16 protein-coding genes and 1 tRNA gene are annotated in these 17,144 nt (G+C 70.6%); 4 read left to right on the top strand and 13 right to left on the bottom strand.

The genetic code is table 11. The features are described 5' to 3' along the window. Nucleotides 1-238: 238 nt before the first annotated feature. The 4 genes from BA062_RS03085 to BA062_RS03070 all read right to left on the bottom strand — a co-directional run bounded on the left by BA062_RS03085 (nucleotide 239) and on the right by BA062_RS03070 (nucleotide 3,452). Nucleotides 239-679, bottom strand: coding sequence for a DUF1801 domain-containing protein (locus BA062_RS03085; protein ID WP_245959656.1), 441 nt, complete (start codon nucleotides 677-679; stop codon nucleotides 239-241). 143 nt (nucleotides 680-822) lie between these two features. Then, nucleotides 823-907 (bottom strand) — tRNA-Ser (locus BA062_RS03080). A 20-nt stretch (nucleotides 908-927) separates the two neighbouring features. After that, nucleotides 928-1,404 (bottom strand): MarR family winged helix-turn-helix transcriptional regulator, encoded by a 477-nt coding sequence (locus tag BA062_RS03075; protein ID WP_110334498.1) that lies wholly within the window; start codon nucleotides 1,402-1,404, stop codon nucleotides 928-930. 524 nt (nucleotides 1,405-1,928) lie between these two features. Next, nucleotides 1,929-3,452: a M28 family metallopeptidase gene (locus tag BA062_RS03070; protein ID WP_110334497.1), complete on the bottom strand. Its 1,524-nt coding sequence runs from the start codon at nucleotides 3,450-3,452 to the stop codon at nucleotides 1,929-1,931. A 109-nt stretch (nucleotides 3,453-3,561) separates the two neighbouring features. Here BA062_RS03070 and BA062_RS03065 point away from each other — a divergent pair, with 109 nt between their 5' ends. Further along, the gene (locus BA062_RS03065; RefSeq protein WP_110334496.1) at nucleotides 3,562-4,539 is read left to right on the top strand and encodes an NAD(P)H-quinone oxidoreductase; all 978 of its coding nucleotides are present in this window, start codon (nucleotides 3,562-3,564) and stop codon (nucleotides 4,537-4,539) included. On the opposite strand, the gene BA062_RS03060 is transcribed toward BA062_RS03065, so the two are convergent. Next, nucleotides 4,536-5,735 (bottom strand): cysteine desulfurase-like protein, encoded by a 1,200-nt coding sequence (locus tag BA062_RS03060; protein WP_110334495.1) that lies wholly within the window; start codon nucleotides 5,733-5,735, stop codon nucleotides 4,536-4,538. The genes BA062_RS03065 and BA062_RS03060 overlap by 4 nt on opposite strands. Nucleotides 5,736-5,878: 143 nt before the next feature. On the opposite strand from BA062_RS03060, the gene BA062_RS03055 reads away from it, so the two are divergent. Beyond that, nucleotides 5,879-6,448: a bacterial proteasome activator family protein gene (locus BA062_RS03055; RefSeq protein ID WP_168213870.1), complete on the top strand. Its 570-nt coding sequence runs from the start codon at nucleotides 5,879-5,881 to the stop codon at nucleotides 6,446-6,448. Between the two features lie 123 nt (nucleotides 6,449-6,571). On the opposite strand, the gene BA062_RS03050 is transcribed toward BA062_RS03055, so the two are convergent. From BA062_RS03050 to BA062_RS03035, 4 genes are all read right to left on the bottom strand, one after another. Next, the gene (locus tag BA062_RS03050; RefSeq protein ID WP_110334493.1) at nucleotides 6,572-7,465 is read right to left on the bottom strand and encodes an IS982 family transposase; all 894 of its coding nucleotides are present in this window, start codon (nucleotides 7,463-7,465) and stop codon (nucleotides 6,572-6,574) included. A gap of 62 nt (nucleotides 7,466-7,527) precedes the next feature. Beyond that, nucleotides 7,528-9,033, bottom strand: coding sequence for a hypothetical protein (locus BA062_RS03045; protein ID WP_110334492.1), 1,506 nt, complete (start codon nucleotides 9,031-9,033; stop codon nucleotides 7,528-7,530). After that, a complete protein-coding gene (locus tag BA062_RS03040) occupies nucleotides 9,030-10,040 on the bottom strand; it encodes a spore coat protein (RefSeq protein ID WP_110334491.1) in 1,011 nt (336 codons plus the stop codon). The genes BA062_RS03045 and BA062_RS03040 overlap by 4 nt, the downstream gene beginning before the upstream one ends. Further along, complete coding sequence (locus tag BA062_RS03035) at nucleotides 10,037-10,780, bottom strand: cytidylyltransferase domain-containing protein (RefSeq protein WP_391359589.1); 744 nt, start codon at nucleotides 10,778-10,780, stop codon at nucleotides 10,037-10,039. Before BA062_RS03035 ends, BA062_RS03040 begins: the two co-directional genes overlap by 4 nt. Nucleotides 10,781-10,821: 41 nt before the next feature. On the opposite strand from BA062_RS03035, the gene pseB reads away from it, so the two are divergent. Both pseB and BA062_RS03025 read left to right on the top strand, forming a co-directional pair. Continuing rightward, nucleotides 10,822-11,805 carry a UDP-N-acetylglucosamine 4,6-dehydratase (inverting) gene (gene pseB / locus BA062_RS03030; protein WP_110334489.1) on the top strand — a complete coding sequence of 328 codons (984 nt, stop codon included), beginning with the start codon at nucleotides 10,822-10,824 and terminating at the stop codon, nucleotides 11,803-11,805. After that, nucleotides 11,798-12,937 (top strand): DegT/DnrJ/EryC1/StrS family aminotransferase, encoded by a 1,140-nt coding sequence (locus BA062_RS03025; RefSeq protein WP_110334488.1) that lies wholly within the window; start codon nucleotides 11,798-11,800, stop codon nucleotides 12,935-12,937. Before pseB ends, BA062_RS03025 begins: the two co-directional genes overlap by 8 nt. Here BA062_RS03025 and BA062_RS03020 read toward each other — a convergent pair. The 4 genes from BA062_RS03020 to BA062_RS03005 form a co-directional block, all read right to left on the bottom strand. Then, nucleotides 12,906-15,083, bottom strand: coding sequence for an MMPL family transporter (locus BA062_RS03020; RefSeq protein ID WP_110334487.1), 2,178 nt, complete (start codon nucleotides 15,081-15,083; stop codon nucleotides 12,906-12,908). The two genes, BA062_RS03025 and BA062_RS03020, sit on opposite strands and share 32 nt — an antisense overlap. A gap of 81 nt (nucleotides 15,084-15,164) precedes the next feature. Continuing rightward, the gene (gene pseI / locus BA062_RS03015; RefSeq protein ID WP_110334486.1) at nucleotides 15,165-16,211 is read right to left on the bottom strand and encodes a pseudaminic acid synthase; all 1,047 of its coding nucleotides are present in this window, start codon (nucleotides 16,209-16,211) and stop codon (nucleotides 15,165-15,167) included. A gap of 2 nt (nucleotides 16,212-16,213) precedes the next feature. Then, nucleotides 16,214-16,693: a GNAT family N-acetyltransferase gene (locus tag BA062_RS03010; RefSeq protein ID WP_110334485.1), complete on the bottom strand. Its 480-nt coding sequence runs from the start codon at nucleotides 16,691-16,693 to the stop codon at nucleotides 16,214-16,216. Next, a complete protein-coding gene (locus BA062_RS03005) occupies nucleotides 16,683-17,117 on the bottom strand; it encodes a hypothetical protein (protein WP_210406744.1) in 435 nt (144 codons plus the stop codon). Before BA062_RS03005 ends, BA062_RS03010 begins: the two co-directional genes overlap by 11 nt. Nucleotides 17,118-17,144: the final 27 nt, after the last annotated feature.

The raw sequence follows: 17,144 nt of genomic DNA, 5'->3' as shown, positions 1-17,144 counted from the left end.
TCTCCCCCAGCAGCGCGCCCGTGCGCGAGCACCACGGGGTCGTTGTCGACGGTACGACCCGCGCCTACCGGCACGCCCGGTTGAGGCACCCGCGGTTGCCGCCGCGCGCGATGTGCACCGCCTCGGGCACGGCCGCGTTGACGTCTCAGCCATCGCGACCTCGCGGGTTCGGTGATTCGCTCGCTGTGGTGGCGGACACAGCGTGGTGTGCCCGCCCCAGCCGGTAAACGAAGAGGGGTCAGCTCACCGCCTTCTTGACCAGCGCGGCGATGGTCTCCTCGGCCTCGTCACTCAGCTCGGCGACGGCGAACGAGGTCGCCCAGAGACCGCTGTCGTCGTCGAGCTTGGCCTCGGGGTTGAAGCCGAAGGTCGAGTAGCGCTCCTTGTCGACCTGGCCGCTGCGGAAGAAGCACACGACCTTCCCCTTTCTCGCGTAGGCGGGCTGCCCGTACCAGAGCTTCGGCGACAGCTCCGGGGCGTTGGCGGTGACGATCGCGTGGATGCGTTCGGCCACCGCCCTGTCGGGCTCGGACATCTCGCCGATCTTGGCCAGCAGGGCGGCTTCGTCGGCGGCCGCCTTGTTCCCCCTGCCTCGGCCGGCCTCCTTCTTCAGCTCGGCGGCGCGAGCCTTCATGGCCGCGCGCTCCCGCTCGGAGAAGCCCTTGGACGTGCTGCTCAACGGTGTCACTCCCCTGTGGTAGACCGGTTTGCGGTACTTGCGACGTTAGTCGGATACGGGGGCGGGAGCTTCTCGATTCCTGATCGACCGGAGAACGGCCGGAAAAGAAAAGAGACCAAGGCGTATGCCCTGGTCTCCTGTCGCGGAAGCGGAGGGATTTGAACCCCCGGACCCTTGCGGGTCGCTCGCTTTCAAGGCGAGTGCATTCGGCCGCTCTGCCACGCTTCCCCGTCGCTCAGCCTAACGCGTCAGTCCTCCTGCTCGGCGAGGTGTGTGAGGACGCGGTTGAAGACCTTGCCCATCGTCACCTGCTCCTCGGTGCTCATCAGATCGATCAGGTGCGCCCGGACGCCCCGCACGTGGGTCGGCGCGGCACCCTCCAGCAGTTCCTCGCCCGCCTTCGTCAGCTCGGCCATGACTCCGCGCCGGTCGTCGGGGTCCTTGCCCCTGCGGACGTAGCCCGCGACCTCCATGCGGCCGACCTGGTGGGACAGCCTGCTCTTCGTCGACCCGAGCATGGTGGCCAGCTCCGTCATGCGCATGCGGTTATCCGGCGCCTGCGACAGGCACACGAGCACCTCGTAGTCGATCAGCGAGACGTCGTGGCTCTCGACGAGCTCGCGGTGGAGGCACTGCCGCAGCCGCAGCGTCGACACGATGTAGGACCGCCACGCGGCCATCTCCGTATCCGAAAGCCAGCGCACCTCGCCGGGAACCTGGGTCATGCTACGGAGAGTAGGTCCTGGCCCCGACAACACTCCCACCGCGTGGCCTGACGGTGGGATCACCGGATGGTGGGGGCTCCCAGCGGTTGTGACCTCGGCACCGAAGGGGGATCCTGAGGGGTACGGAGGAGTCGGACCGGCAGACGGGACTCCGCACCGGAGTGCCAGCTGGACGGCCCCGCCGGGAAAGGGCCAGGTGGTGCTGTGACAAATGATTTCCTGCGGTTGTCCGCCCGCTGTGACCCCACGGATGGGGCGGCTCGAACCGGCCCAGCCGCGATTGTGAGCAGCCCGGGTGTTCAAGCGTCTTCTCGCGCATGACGGCGTTCTCGAACGCTGCCTCGGTACGGTTTCTGTGACCGCACCACAGTGTTCCACGCCGGCCCGCGTCGCGGTCGACCGCAAGACAACTGGACAACCTCGGTAGACCTGGGTGCGGTGGCAGCAGAACCAACCGCACCCAGGCATTTTTGTGCCCGTGACAAGGGCCCCCGCATACGAGGGGCCCTTGTGGTGTTCCGTCGCTACGCGGCCTCGTCGTGCGTGTGCGCCTCGACCGCGAGGGTCCGCTGCGCCGAGCGCTGGTCGGCGAGCTTCTCCTCGTTCTTCGCGCCCTTCGGCGTCACCCCGTTGACCTCCTCGGTGCTGATCGCGTACTTCGCGGCGACGCGGGCGATCGCGTCGGCGTTGCGGTCGAGCGCCAGGCGGTCGACGTTGCCCAGGTTGTCGCAGGCCTGGTGGTAGCACGGGTCGTAGGCGGCTCCGGCCTCACCGCCCCACTTCGCGGCCTGCTCCTCGGTCTTCACACCCTCGGCGCCGGTGAACAGGCCACCCGCCGGGATGCCGACCGCGATGAACTCGCCGTAGTCGGAGCGGCCGTCGAAGTCGGTGCCCTCCGGCTCGATGCCCCTGGCGGCGAGCGCGTCGATGAACGACTGCTCGATCTGCGCCGAGCCGTACGGGCCGGCGCCCGCGCCCTCGCCGTCGGAGTCGTCGCCGTCGTAGGCGAAGTAGCCCGCGTTCGGCGAGCCGACCATGTCGAAGTTCAGGTACAGCGCGATGTCGAGCTGCTGCTCGAACGACAGGGAGTTGACGTAGTGGGTCGAGCCGACGAGCCCGAACTCCTCGGCGCTCCACCACGCGAACCGCACCGCGTTGTTGACCTTGGGCTTGCCGCCGAGCTGCAGCGCGGTCTCCAGCAGCGCGGCCGAGCCGGTGCCGTTGTCGTTGATGCCGGGGCCCTCGGTGACGCTGTCGAGGTGAGCGCCCGCCATCACGACGTTGTCCTTGCGGCCGGTCTTGGTCTCGGCGATGACGTTGTAGCTCGTGCGCTCCTCCTCGAAGGCACGCAGCTCCAGCGTGGTCTCGGCCCCGTTCTGCGACAGCAGCGGCTGCGCGTCCTCCTGGCTGATGCCGCCGGTCGGGATGCGTCCCGCGCTCGGGTCGCCGAGAGTGCCGTTGAGCGGGCCGGGCTCGTTGTTGTAGACGATCGCGCCGATCGCTCCCGCGTCCGCGGCGGCGGCCTGCTTCTGCGCGAACGGGCAGAAACCGCGCTCCACGAGCACGATCTGGCCGGTGACATCGCCGTAGTCGGCGGCCTCACAGCCGGGGGAGTCGTCGGACTCGATCACCGCGAGCGGGCCGGTGATACCGCCCTCCGGCGTGGACGGGCTGTAGCTCATGATGATGATCGGCACGTCCGTGCCGCCCACCACCAGGCTCTCCGCCAGCGTCTCCGTGTACGTGAACGGGAACTCCTGGCGGGTCACGGTGTAGCCGGCGGCTTCGAGCTTGCCCGCGACGTACTCCGCGGAGGCGTCGTAGCCCGGGTTGCTCGCCGCACGGTTGCCACCGTTGGCGTCGGAGATCCGCTGGAGCGCGATGAGGTGCCGGTTGATGTTGCCGACGTCGACCTTGTTCGCGAGCCTGTCGGCGAGCTGGTCGCCCGCGTTCGGTGCGGCGACCGCGGTGGCGGAGCCGGTGAGTACCAGACCGGCACAGGCCGCGAGCACGATGGCAGGTCTGAGCTTCCCTCTGCTGGATGACATAGACACGTCCCCTTCGTGACTGAGGAGCGTCACTTTTGTGTGTCCTACTCGTAAGGTCAAGCGCCATTCGTAGGAAAGGCCGGGTTGCGCGGTGACGTAGGGTCCCCGTATGCACGCGATCACGATCAGCGAGCCAGGTGGTCCGGAGAGCCTCCAGTGGACCGAAGTGCCCGACCCGTCCCCCGGCGCCGGTGAGGTGCTGATCGACGTGGCCGCGAGCGCGGTGAACAGGGCGGACCTGTTGCAGCGGCAGGGCCACTACCCGCCGCCGCCCGGCGCGAGCGACGTTCTCGGCCTCGAATGCTCCGGCACGATCGCCGAGCTCGGCGAGGGCGTCGAGGGCTGGCAGGTCGGCGACGAGGTGTGCGCGCTGCTCGCGGGTGGCGGCTACGCCGAGAAGGTCGTCGTGCCCGCGGTGCAGCTGTTGCCGGTGCCCGGTGAGGTGGAGCTGATCTCGGCGGCGGGGCTGCCCGAGGTCGCCTGCACGGTGTGGTCGAACGTCGTGATGCACGCGGGCCTCGGTGAGGGCGACGTGTTCCTCTGCCACGGCGGCGCGGGCGGCATCGGCACCCACGCGATCCAGGTCGGGAAGGCGCTCGGCGCGACGGTCGCCGTCACGGCGGGCTCGGCGGAGCGGCTGGAGCGGTGCCGTCAGCTCGGCGCCGACCTCACGATCAACTACCGCGAGCAGGACTTCGTCGAGGAGCTCAAGAAGGAGACCGGCGGCGCCGACGTCATCCTCGACAACATGGGCGCCAAGTACCTCGGCCGCAACGTCGACGCGCTCGCCACGAACGGCAGGCTCGTCGTGATCGGCTTCCAGGGCGGTGTGAAGGGCGAGCTGAACCTCGGCAAGCTCGGCGCCAAGCGCGGCAGCGTCGCGGTGACCACGCTGCGCGCCCGCCCGGTCGAGGACAAGGGCCGGATCGTCGCCGACGTGCGCGAGCGCCTGTGGCCGCTGATCGAGAACGGTTCCGTGCGGCCCGTGATCGACCAGGTCATCCCGATGGCCGAGGCCGCGGACGCGCATCGCACGCTCGAAGAGGGCGGCGTCTTCGGCAAGGTCGTGCTGACCGCGAAGTCCTAGGCGAGTTCCTCGAGCACGCGCACGAGCTGGTTGATCTCGAAGACGTTGGAGTAGTGGGCGAGGGCGATGCGGACCGCTCCGCCGACCTCGCCCACACCCAGTGCCGCGAACACTCCGCTCGTGCCTTCGTCGGCGAACGCGCACAGCCCCTGCGACGCCAGGTACTCCGCGACCTCGGCGGCCTTGCGCTCGGCGACGGCGAACGCGAGCGCCGGGATGCGCCGCATGGCGTCCCCGATCACCATCACGTGCCGCAGCGAGCGCAGCTCGGTGGACAGTTGGGCGAGCAGCCCGGCGTGGTAGGACTTGGCCGAGCCGAGCGAGGTCAGCAGACGCTCGCGGCGGGAGCCCGAGGCCGCGTCGTCGAGCCCGGCGAGGTAGTCGATCGAGGCGATGAGACCCGCGAGCAGCGGATAGGCGTGGGGGCCGAGCTCCAGTCGCGCCGCGCGGCGGGCATTCGGGTCGAGCGACACCGACGGCAGGCGCTCCAGTAGCTCCGGGTCACGGAACACGAGCGCGCCGACGGCGGGGCCGCCCCAGGTCTGCGCCGACAGCACCACCACGTCGGCGCCGAGCGAGTTGACGTCGAGCGGCAGGAACGGCGCCGCGTAGGTGGCGTCGACGACCACCAGCGCGCCGACGCGCTTGGCGATCTCCACGACCGTCGGCACGTCAGGCCGCGTGCCGACGGAACCCGACGCGCACGTCAGCGACACGGCCTTGGTCCGCGCGTTGACCAGGTTCTCGTACTGCCACGCCGGCAGCTCGCACGTCTCGATGTCGATCTCGCCCCAGCGAACCGCGGCGCCGATCCGCTTGGCGGAACGCAGCCACGGCGCGATGTTCGCCGGCTCGTCCAACCGCGACACCACGACCTCGTCGCCGAGCGTCCAGCGTTCGGACAGCGCGTCGACGAGGCGGCCCAGCAACACCGACGCGCTCGGGCCGAGCACGACGCCGTCGGGGTCGCCGCCGACGAGATCGGCGACCGCACGGCGCGCGGCAGCGACGATGCTCTCCGCGCGCTGGGAGGCCGGAAACGCTCCGCCGGGCCCGGAGACCGGAGCCCGCATCGCCGTCGACACCGCCGAGGCGACCTGTTCCGGAACGAGCATTCCGGTGGAGCCGTCGAAGTGGATCCAGCCGTCACCCAGTGCGGGAAACAACCCACGTATCCGAGCGACGTCAAACGCCATGAGCACACCGTACGGAGCCGTAGTTTCGCTGCGCGTTCGGGGTTGCCCTGGTGAACACGGTCAGCGACCGTTCCGGCTACGCTCGGATGTGGGGTGTGCCGAAGCGCTGTGAAGCACTTCCGAAATGAGCCAGGATGGAGCATATGACGGAGCCGAACTTCCCGAATTCACACACAGCCGGTAGCCAAGAAGGCGAACCATCACACCACGTGGTGGTCGTTGGCCCTGACGGCGCTCCGGTGGGTGCGGCGCGGATCGGTCCCGGCGCTGAGGGAGACAACAAGAACGAGTCGGTCGGCGATATGGTCGAGGAACCGGCCAAGGTCATGCGGATCGGCACCATGATCAAGCAGCTGCTGGAGGAGGTGCGCGCGGCACCGCTCGACGACGCCTCCCGCAACCGGCTGCGCGAGATCCACCAGACGTCGATCAAGGAGCTGGAGCAGGCGCTCGCGCCGGAGCTGCAGAACGAGCTCGAGCGGCTGGTCTCGCCGTTCACCGACGACACCACGCCGTCGGACGCGGAGCTGCGGATCGCGCAGGCCCAGCTCGTCGGCTGGCTGGAGGGGCTCTTCCACGGCATCCAGACGGCGTTGTTCGCCCAGCAGATGGCCGCGCGGGTGCAGCTGGAGCACATGCGCCGCGGCCTGCCCCCCGGCACGGGTGGCGGCGAGCAGGGCCCTTCGATCGGCAACCCCGGCCAGTACCTCTGACGACTGGCCCGCCCAACTGCAGTGCCCAACTGCAGTGAAGGCCACCTTCACTGCGTTGGGCGCAGGCAAGGTGGCCTTCACTGCGGTTCGGGCAGTACCTCTAGACGAGTAATTCCTATCTGCTCAGTGGTCGAACGCGATGAGGGATCGGGTGACGGGCTGGCCGGTGGCGCGGTTGTGCCAGATGGCGGCGGTCATGGCGAGCAGTCGCTGTGCGATGCGGGCGGTCACACCGTCGATGGTGCGGCCGCCGTGTAGCTCGAGGTCAAGTTGGCCCTTGAGGGTGTCGTTGACCGACTCGATCAGTTGCCGGACCGGTTTGAGCAGGTGCTGCGCTGGATGCGGGGCGCGGTTGCGATACGAGGGACGCCACAGCCGTATCCCACGGTCGGCCAGGTAGCGATCCAGCTCGCGGGACGCGTAGCCCTTGTCGGCGATGATCAGCAGGCCGGGTCGATCGGCCAGCACCTCGGGGTCGTGGTCGAGCACGGCCATCAAGACCTGCCGTTCGTCGATCTTCGGGTCGGCCAGGGCCCACGTGATCGGCAGGCCTGCCGGGGTGCAGATCAGGTGCAGGCGCAGTCCCCAGAAGAAGCGGGAATGGCTGGCGCAGTAGCCATAACCAGCCCATCCGGCCAGTGCCGATCGCTTGACCGTGGGCCGGGAGCGGGCGCATTCGACCGGGGTGGAGTCGACCACCCACGTGGTGTCGGCCCACAGGTCGGTGTCGAGTGCGAGCATTCGGATCACGCGTTTGAGCAGCGGGGAAGCGGCGCGCAGCCGCTTGTTGTAGCCGGACTGTCCGGGGAGATACCGGAACGCTCCGGGCAGGTGCGCGGGGACGAACCGCAGCCAGCGGGCCTCCGACCGCACGCCCAGAAGGGCCTGGGCCACCGCAAGCGTGACCAGCTCGGCGTCGGTGAGACGAGGCGGCCGCCCCATGCGTGATGGCCTGCCCAGATGGTCATCGATCTTGACGTACAGTGCGGTCAGAAGGGTGTTCAAGTCGGTCCTCACAAACTGATCTTGAACACCCTTCGCCCGTCTCCGAACACCACCCAGACTTAGGACTTACTCGTCTAGCGGCCGCTGACGCGGTCGAGCCAGCGGTCGACGGTCAGCTCGTAGCGCCCCTGGTCGTACGTCAGCCGTGCCGCGTCGGTGCTCGCGGTGACGGCGGTGCTCACCTGGGGCGCCCACTGCGGCAGGACGAAGACGTTCTGCCAGTAGTCCTCGCGCATCTGGATCCGCGCCACCAGCTGGTAACCGGCGGTCGCCGCCCGCACGTCCAGGCCGTACATCTCGCCCGGAATCTCCGGCCGGTACGACGTCACGATCACGACCGTCGGCCTTGCCTTGCCCACTACGGTGGTGGGGTCGGCGCCGTGGGCGATCGCCTCGTCGTTGAGTCCGATGTAGTCGATTGACCGCCAGTCGCTGTAGTACGGGATCGCACCGGCGTCGCTGACGGCCAGAGTGCGTGCCTCCTCGGGCAGCCCGGCCTCGGCGAGGCCCTGTCCGATCGCGACGTGCGCCCGCTGGAGGTCCACCCCGTAGTTCGCGATCGTCGGCAGCCCCTGGGCGATCGCACCGGTGACGGCGACCCAGCCGACCGCGACGGCACCCACGGCCGCGCTCGCCAGGCGGTGACCGATCGCGGCGACCGCGATGCCCGCGCCGAGGCAGAGCACTGGAAAGGCGTGGTAGGCGAAGCGGTGCAGGTAGTCCATCGTCAGGCCGGACACCGCGTACGGCGCGTACGTGGCCACGACCGTGAGGCTCAGCAGGGCGCCCTTGAACCACAGCCCCTTCACGACGAGCAGGGCGAGCGTCAGCACCAGCAGCGGGGCGAGCGCGAGCGCCGTGCGCCCTGCCCACTCGGAGCTCGCGGCGAGGTCGCCGAACTTGACGTAGAACGTGTTCGGCAGCAGCTGCCCGTAGTAGATCCAGCGCCACAGGAAGTACCCGGCGCCGACGACCAGCAGCGCGCCGAGGCCCCAGCGGGCAGTGGGGATCCGGCGCGAGTACCAGAACCACACGGCGAGCGCGGGCAGTCCGGCGAGGAGGCCCTCCGGCCGCAGCATCGCGAGCAGCAGGAGCAGCAGCGGCGGCTCCCAGTCGAAGACCCGCTCCTCGTCGATCACGTGCAGCGCGACGATCACCAGCCGGAGCAGCACCCCGGCGAAGGCCACGGTCTCCAGCCCGCTGTTGAGGTGGAAGTAGGTGGGCAGGAACAGCACGAACGCCAGCCCGGCGACGACGGCTCCCACGCCGTCGGTGGCGCGCACGAGCAGCACGAGCGTCGCGCCGCCGAGCACGACAGACGTCACCTTCGCGACGGTCACCAGGTTCTCGGCGCCGAACGAGGCGAACAGCCCGTGCCAGAGCATCCAGGCGAAGTTGGTGAACCCTTCGACGGCGTCGCCGCCGACGTTCCAGACGGGCCCGAACCCCTCGGCGAGGTGCCTGCTGTAGCGGAAGGTGATGAAGGCGTCGTCGATCACGAACGACCACGCCAGCCAGGTGCCGAACGCGAACAGGACGGCGAGCCCCAGCAGCAGGCCCGACCTGGCGCCCTTGCTCATCCGCCGGCCCCTTCGAGCGCGTCGAGCACGCGGGCGGCGCCGTGGCCGTCGACGGTGGCCGAGGCCGTGGTGGCGAGCCGCTCGCGAGCGGCGGGCTCGGTGAGCAGCGCGGTGAGGGTCGCGGTGGCGTCATCGAGCGCGGCGGCCGTGCCGAGGCCCGCGGCGAGGCCCCCGTCGACAGCGGCGCGGTAGCCGGCGGCCTGATTGTCGACGAGCTGGACGAGCGCGGTCGGCACGCCGATGCAGCAGAGTTCGAAGAGGGTCACGCCGGAGGCGCTGACCACCAGATCGGTGTCGACGAGCTTGCCGTGCAGGCCCGGGCCGGGTGGCGAGACGACGAAGCGCTGGCCCGGCCCTGGCTCGGGCAGGGCGGGCTCGCCGCGCACGAGCGCCTCGACCGTGCACGGCGTGCCCGTGGCGCGCAGGGCCTCCAGCAACGCGGCGACGGTCTCCTGCCACACCCCACCCCCACCGAGCACCACCAGCACGTGTGGAGCTTTCGCGTCGCCCCCGTCGTGGGAGCGTGGGAGCTTTACTCCCGTTTCGCGGGAGTAAAGCTCCCTTGCTCTCCGTTTGTCCCGCGCTTCGAGCACAACCTGCCGGAGCGGGGCGTAGGCGACGCCGGTGAGCACCAGGCCCGAACCGTCGTCGGGGCGCGGCTGCGGCACCAGCCCGCAGTCCACCACCACGTCCGCCGCGCGCCTGCCGAACACGCCGTCCTCGAAGGACACCAGCCGCGCACCGGCGGAGTTCACCTCGGAACGCACCTCGGCGATGCCGTAGTGGTCCACCACCACCGCGTCGTAGCCGTCCGCGCGTGTCCCTGGCCCGAGCACCGGAACGCCCAGCTCGGCGAAGCGCGCCGCGAGGAAGTCGGCGTTGTCCGTGCGCCCGGCGAAGGCGACCGTCCAGCCGCGCCGCGTCGCCTGCTCGGCGAGCGCGACCATGCGCGAGATGTGCCCGGCCCCGATCTGTCGCGACGAGTCCGCTCGCAGCAGGATCCTCACCGCACCGCCTTCTGCTCCACGTCCGCGTTCACCGCCACCAGGTCCGGACGCCGCCGCAGCACGTCCACGACCTCCCGCCACGCCGGAACGCGGTCCCCCAGCTCGGCGACCACGCCCTCCAGCACCGTCCAGTCCTGCTCGGTGTCGAGCGTGACCCGCAGGTCACCGGCGGGCGGCGACACGACGATACCGGCGCACGCATAACGCTCCGGTCGCCCGTGCACACCGGACGTGACGTGCTCGCGATGCGACCCCTCCTGTTCCTCCGCCTGCTCGGCGAGCACCGGCACCCGCACCAGCTCGGCGTCGAACCCGCGCGGCAGCGTGCGCACCAGGACGTTGCTCACGTAGTCGAGCTCCGGCTGCGCCCGCCACAACGCCACGAGCTGCGCGATCAGCGAGGGGTCGTGCAGCGGGCAGTCCGCGGTGAGCCGCACCACCGCGTCCGCCGGGTACCGCTCGCACGCGAGCAGGAAGCGGGCGAGCACGTCGTCCAGCGGCCCCCGCACCACCTCGGCACCACACCGCGCGGCCTCCTCGGCCACCGCGTCGTCACCGGGCGCTTCCGAGGTCGCCACCACCACCGTGTCGACTCCCGGCGTCGCCGACGCCGCCCGCACCACCCAGCCGAGCACGCTGCGACCGCCCAGCGAGCGCAGCACCTTGCCAGGCAACCGCGTCGACGACGCCCTCGCCTGGATGACGACGTTCACGACCGGCGGTTCCCGCATGGGTGACATGATGGCCGGAGTCCATACGCCTGCAACGCGGAGGTAACCCCATGGCCGAGCTCGACGGTGCGAGCATCCTGCTCACCGGAGGTACGGGCTCGTTCGGAAAGGCCTTCATCACCCACGCGCTCGCCGAGCTCAACCCGCGCAGGCTGGTCGTGCTCTCCCGCGACGAGCTCAAGCAGTACGAGGTGCGCAGGCAGTTCGGCGACGACCCCCGGCTGCGCTGGTTCATCGGCGACGTCCGCGACCGGCGCAGGCTCGAACGCGCCATGCACGGCGTCGACTACGTGGTCCACGCCGCCGCGCTCAAGCAGGTGGACACCGGCGAGTACAACCCCTTCGAGTTCGTCCAGACCAACGTGATGGGCTCGCAGAACGTCATCGAGGCCGCCATCGACACCGGCGTGCGCAAGGTCGTGGCGCTCTCCACCGACAAGGCGTCGAGCCCGATCAACCTCTACGGCGCCACCAAGCTGTGCGCCGACCGGATGTTCATCAGCGCCAACCACTACGCGGCCACGCACCCCACCCGCTTCGCCGTGGTCCGCTACGGCAACGTGATGGGTTCGCGGGGCAGCGTCATCCCGTTCTTCCGCTCGCTCGCCGAGCGGGGCGAGTCGCTGCCGATCACGCACAAGGAGATGACCCGCTTCTGGATCACGCTGCCACAGGCGGTGCGTTTCGTGGTGGACTCGTTCGACCAGATGCACGGCGGCGAGCTGTACGTGCCGAGGATCCCCAGCATGCGGCTCGTCGACCTCGCGCAGGCGATCGCGCCGGGCAGCGACATGCACGAGGTCGGCATCCGGCCCGGCGAGAAGCTGCACGAGGAGATGATCGCGCCGGACGACTCGCGGCGGACGCTGCTGCTGGAGGACCGTTACGTGGTCCAGCCGCACATCGCGGGCTGGGGCTACGAGCCGCCGGAGAGCGGCGTGCCGGTGCCGGACGGCTTCGCCTACCGCTCCGACACCAACGACCTCTGGCTCGACACCGGCCAGCTGCAAGAGCTGATCGCCGAACATGAGTGAGCCGTTCCTGCCCTACGGGCGGCAGTCGGTCGGCGGCGACGACCTCGCGGCCGTCGCCGAGGTGCTGCGCGGCGACTGGCTGACCACGGGACCGGCGGTGCAGCGGTTCGAGGCCGACCTCGCTGAGCACACGGGCGGAACCCCGGCGGTGGCGGTCACCTCGGGCACGGCGGCGCTGCATGTGGCCTACGCGGCCGCGGGCGTCGGCCCCGGTGACGAGGTGGTGACCAGCCCCATGACGTTCGTCGCGACGGCGTCGGCCGCGGCGCTGCACGGCGCGAAGGTGGTGTTCGCCGACGTCGAGCCCGACACCGGCAACCTCGATCCGCACGCGGCCAGCGCCGCCGTGACGAGCCGCACGAAGGTGATCGCCGCCGTCGACTACGCGGGTCACCCCGCGGAGCTGGACGAGCTGCGCACGGTCGCCGACTCCGCGGGTGCCCTGCTGCTGGAGGACGCCGCGCACTCGATCGGCGGCTCGTGGCGGGGCAGGCCGATCGGCTCGCTCGCCGATCTCACCACGTTCTCCTTCTTCGCCACCAAGAACCTCACCACGGCCGAGGGCGGTGCCGTGGTGAGCGCGTCGGAACAACTGCTGGAGCGGGCGAGGGCGTTCCGCAACCACGGCCTCGTTCGCGACCGCGCCGCCCAGCGGTACCCCGACGAGGGCGGCTGGCACCAGGAGGTGCACGCCTTCGGGCTCAACTACCGGCTGCCGGACGTGCTGTGCGCGCTGGGCAGCAGCCAGCTACGGCGGCTCGCGGAGTTCAAGCGGCGCCGCGCGGCGATCCACACGCGCTACGACAAGGCATTCGCCGACCTCGACGGCGTGCGCACCCCGGTGACCCGCGAGGGCGCGGACCCGATGTGGCACCTGTACCCGCTGCGCGTGCTCGGCGGGCGGCGCCGGGCACTGTTCGACCACCTGCGCGGGCACGGCATCGGCGTGCAGGTGAACTACATCCCCGTGTACTGGCACCCCGTGTTCGAGGACCTCGGCTACCGGCGCGGGCTGTGCCCGAACGCCGAACGGTTCTACTCCGAACAGCTGTCCCTTCCGCTGTTCCCGGACCTCACCGAGTCCGATGTGGACCGCGTGATCACGTCGGTGCGGTCGTTCTTCGGGGGCTAGGCCGTTCCTTCGATTCCGGCTCGGGTTCCAGATGCGGCAGCACACGGTCGAGCCGGGCGGGCAGCCACCAGCACCGGTCGCCGAGCAGGAACATCGCGGCCGGCACGATCACGAGCCGGATGAGGGTCGCGTCGATGAGCACGCTCACCCCGAGACCCAGCGCCAGCATCTTGATCACGACGCTGTCGGAGAGAAGGAACGCGAAGAACACCGACATCATGATCAACGCGGCCGAGCTGATCACCCGAGCCGTGACGGCGAGGCCCGTGACCACGCTCGCGTGGCTGTCGCCGCTGCGCCGCCACGCCTCGTGCACGCGGGAGAGCAAGAACACCTCGTAGTCCATGGACAGCCCGAAGACGATCGCGAACATGATCATCGGGACATAGGATTCGATCGGCACCGGTTCGGCGACGCCGAAGAACGAACCGCCCCAGCCCCACTGGAACACGGCGACGATCACGCCGTACGCGGCCGCGATCGACAGCAGATTGAGTACCGCGGCCTTGAGCGCGAGCACCGGGCTGCGGAACGTCAGCAGCAGCAAGAGGAACGCGGCTCCCACCACCACGCCGATGATCGTCGGTAGGCGCGCGGCGGCGATGTCGCGGAAGTCGAGCTGACCCGCGGTGGCGCCGGTGACGTAGCTGTGCGCGTTCGTTCCGCCGATTACACCGGGGAGCGTCTGGTCCCTGAGCCGGTGCAGCAGGTCATCGGTCGCACTGTCCTGCGGGGCTGATGTCGGCGTGACGGTGGAGACGATCAGCGTCCCATCCTTGCTCTGGGTCGGCGTTGTCGCCGCGGCGACCCCTCGGGTGTTCGACAGCGCCTGTTGCAGCCGCTGGGCGACGTTGCCGTCGGCGCCCTGTACTACCACCGTGAACTGCCCGTTCGCACCCGGGCCGAAGCCTCTCGCGATGGCGTCGTAGGCCAGCCGGGTCGTGCTGCCCTCCGCGTCGGCGCCCTGGTCGATGTGGCCGAGCTGCATGGAGAATGCGGGAATCGCCAGCACTCCGGCCACCACGACCCCACCGCACAGCGCGAGCCACGGGTGCCGGAGCAGCCCGCCCGCGTAGCGTTGCCAGGCATCGGCGGATCCCCGCTCGCTCGCCTCGGCGACGGGGCGGCGGACGTGCAGCCTGTCGATCCGTCGCCCGGCAAGCCCCAGCAGAGCTGGCACGAGCGTGACCGCGGTCGCCGCCGCGGTGAGCACGGTGATCGCGGCCGCCAGCCCGAGCTTGCCGATGAAACCCACTCCGACCGCGAACAGGCCCAGCAGCGCGATCACCACGGTCGTGCCCGCGATCAGCACCGAACGCCCGCTACCCGACACGGTGCGCCCCGCCGCCGTCACCGGGTCCACGCCATCCATGAGGAGCTGCCGGTGACGGGTGGCGAGGAACAGCGCGTAGTCGATGCCCACGCCGAGCCCGATCATGATCGCGAGCGTGGGCGCCGTGGTGGCGAACTGGACCTGGCTCGCGAGCAGCCCGAGCAGGCCGACGCCGGTGAGCACGCCCGCCACCGACGTCACGATCGGCAGCCCCGCGGCGAACACGCTGCCGAAGGCGAGCAGCAGCACGACGACTGCGACGCCGATGCCGATCGCCTCTGACCTGCGGTCGCCGGTCTCCGGCTCGGCGGCCTGCCCGAGGCTGCCGCCGTAGTCGACCGAGACCCCGGCGGAACGCACGGGATCGGTCGCCGTGTCCATGTCGTCGACGAGCCCGGTACCGATGGTGCCGGGGTCGGCGTCGAACTGGACGGTCGAGAACGCGACCTGGCCGTTTCGCGACGTCGCGCCCTGCGCGAACGGGTCGGACGCGGCGAGCACGTGGTCGACCTCGCGGACGTCGCCGATGGCCTGCTCGACGGCGTCGCGGTGCGCGGTCAGCGAGCCGGACTCGAACACGATGCGGGCGGAGTTCGCGCTGTGGGTGACACCGTGCTGGACGAGCACCTCGCTGCCCTGTCCCGACTCCGTGTCCGACAACGTGTAGTCATCGCTGTAGGCGTCGCCGACCATGACCTTGCCGACAGTGGCCCCCGCGAGCACGGCCAGCCAGACCAGCAACACCGGCCACGGGTGCCGCGCGCAGCCGCGGCCGAGGCGTTCGAGTGGTCCAGCCTGCGCGGCGCCGGCCATCCGCGACCTCCAGCCTCAGACCCCCAGGCTGAGTCGCAGCGTCGCACGGCCTCGGCGCCGGGCCCCAGAGTCGAACGACCCTCAAACCAGATCCCAGCTCAGGGGGGTGCCCTTCGGGGCGTCGACGCGGAACGTCCGACCGAGCACCTTCGTGATCTCGGCGGGTGGCAGGCCGCCTGCGGGACGGATCGAGCGCACGTTCCGCTCGGTCACCGGCTCGCCTGCCCGCACGTCCTCGACGACGTAGAGTGAACGCCGCAGGCGAAGGCCCTCCCGCTCGCTCTCCTTCGGCCCGAGCACCGGCTCACCCAGCGCCTGCCACGCCCGCCGTGTCTCGGTGACCAGCGCGGCGAGCTCGGCGGGTTCGAGCGAGAACGCCGAGTCGACGCCGCCGTCTCCGCGGGAAAGGGTGACGTGCTTCTCGATCGCGCACGCACCGAGCGCCACGGCGGCGACCGGGGCACCGAGGCCCGGTGTGTGGTCGGACAGCCCCACCAGCGCGCCCGTCACCTGGGCCAGCACCGGCAGGCCACGCAGGTTGCTCTCCTCGGGCGCGGCCGGGTAGCTGGCCGTGCAGCCGAGCACGATCAGCTGGTCGTTGCCCGCGTCGCGCGCGGTGCGCACCGCGGCGTCGATCTCGGCGACCGTGGCCATGCCGGTGGAGATCACCAGCGGCTTGCCGGTCCGCGCGCACAGCTCGACGAGCGGCAGGTCGACGATCTCCGACGACGCGATCTTGTACGCGGGCGCGTCGAGGGACTCCAGCAGCTCCACGGCTGTCGGGTCGAACGGGCTGGAGAACACCTCCAGGCCGTGCTCGCGGGCACGGCGGAACAGCGGCTCGTGCCACTCCCACGGTGTGTGGGCCTGCTCGTAGAGCCGGTAGAGGTTCTGCCCGCCCCACAGCTCGTGGCCGTCGCTGAGCCGGAACGCGGGACCGTCCACGTCGATCGTGATCGTGTCGGGCCGGTAGGTCTGCAGCTTCACGGCCTGCGCCCCGGACTCGGCCACCGCGTCGACGATCGCGAGCGCGCGGCCGAGGTCGCCGTTGTGGTTGCCCGACACCTCCGCGATCACGAACGGCGCGTGCTCGGGCCCGATGTCGTGCTTACCGATGCGGACGGACATGGCTAGGCATTCTCCAGTGGTTTGGTGAGCACCCGGAACGGCCCGGCCGCCTCGGTGCCGGTGTAGCCGGCCTTGCGGAACAGGGCCACGGACGCCGCGTTGTCCTCGTGGACGCTCGCGAGCACGCACCGCGCGGGTTCCCGCCTGCGCAGCTCACGCTCGCCCGCCGCCAGTATCGCCCCGGCGAGGCCCTTGCCGCGGGACTCGGGGGCGACGGTGATGCTGACCTCCCACGTGCCCTCGGGGGCGTCGGACACGAGATCGAACCGCACCGTGCCCACCGGCCCGTCCTTCTCGGCGACGAACAGCAGCCGGTCGGCCGAGGCCAGCACGTTCTCGAGCCAGCGCACGTGGTCGGCGAGAGCGACGACATCGGTGGTCCGCGACCAGCGCCGCGTCTCCGGGTCGTTGCGCCAGCTCAGCAGCAGCTCGGCGTCACCAACGCCCGCCTCGCGGACGGTCAGCGGCGCCTCAGTCGCCACTGGCGCCCGCGCGGTCCTCCAGCTTGCGCAGCCGGTCCTCGTACCGCGCGATCCCGGTGAGCCGCACGCGCACCTGGGCGTGCTGGCGCTGCACCTCCTCGACGAGCGAACGCGCCTCGGCGAGCTCCGGCTTGTCGGCGGGCGGGGTCAGCGCGATCTTGGCGCGCAGGTCCTCCAGCCGGGCCTCCTGCGCGGCGACGTGCGGGATCAGGCGCTCCACCTCGCCGGCCGTCCAGCGCAGGTCACCGCGGACCCGGTCGAGCTCCGCCGCCAGGTCGGCGACGCGCCGCTCCTGCTCGGCGAGCCTGCCCGCGTGCCGCTCGATGCGCTCGACGTGCCCGCGCATGCGGTCGTCGATGCGGAAGTCGACGAGCCTGGCGAGCCTCGCGGCGGCGCCCTCACGAAGCACTCTCAACGGGTTCACTGCACGTTTTCCTTCGAGGTTCTCGGT

Source organism: Prauserella flavalba, from assembly GCF_003202235.1.
GTDB lineage: Bacteria > Actinomycetota > Actinomycetes > Mycobacteriales > Pseudonocardiaceae > Prauserella_A > Prauserella_A flavalba.
The sequence above is the reverse complement of the archived record's forward strand: the minus strand, read 5'-3'. Positions and strand labels throughout refer to the sequence as shown.

What these genes read in the sequence shown, in the direction of transcription:
- BA062_RS03075 (WP_110334498.1), bottom strand. Translation starts at nt 1,404, where the DNA reads ATGACCCAGGTTCCCGGCGAGGTGCGCTGGCTTTCGGATACGGAGATG.
- BA062_RS03070 (WP_110334497.1), bottom strand. Translation starts at nt 3,452, where the DNA reads ATGTCATCCAGCAGAGGGAAGCTCAGACCTGCCATCGTGCTCGCGGCC.
- BA062_RS03065 (WP_110334496.1), top strand. Translation starts at nt 3,562, where the DNA reads ATGCACGCGATCACGATCAGCGAGCCAGGTGGTCCGGAGAGCCTCCAG.
- BA062_RS03060 (WP_110334495.1), bottom strand. Translation starts at nt 5,735, where the DNA reads ATGGCGTTTGACGTCGCTCGGATACGTGGGTTGTTTCCCGCACTGGGT.
- BA062_RS03055 (WP_168213870.1), top strand. Translation starts at nt 5,879, where the DNA reads ATGACGGAGCCGAACTTCCCGAATTCACACACAGCCGGTAGCCAAGAA.
- BA062_RS03045 (WP_110334492.1), bottom strand. Translation starts at nt 9,033, where the DNA reads ATGAGCAAGGGCGCCAGGTCGGGCCTGCTGCTGGGGCTCGCCGTCCTG.
- BA062_RS03035 (WP_391359589.1), bottom strand. Translation starts at nt 10,780, where the DNA reads ATGTCACCCATGCGGGAACCGCCGGTCGTGAACGTCGTCATCCAGGCG.
- pseB (WP_110334489.1), top strand. Translation starts at nt 10,822, where the DNA reads ATGGCCGAGCTCGACGGTGCGAGCATCCTGCTCACCGGAGGTACGGGC.
- BA062_RS03025 (WP_110334488.1), top strand. Translation starts at nt 11,798, where the DNA reads ATGAGTGAGCCGTTCCTGCCCTACGGGCGGCAGTCGGTCGGCGGCGAC.
- BA062_RS03020 (WP_110334487.1), bottom strand. Translation starts at nt 15,083, where the DNA reads ATGGCCGGCGCCGCGCAGGCTGGACCACTCGAACGCCTCGGCCGCGGC.
- pseI (WP_110334486.1), bottom strand. Translation starts at nt 16,211, where the DNA reads ATGTCCGTCCGCATCGGTAAGCACGACATCGGGCCCGAGCACGCGCCG.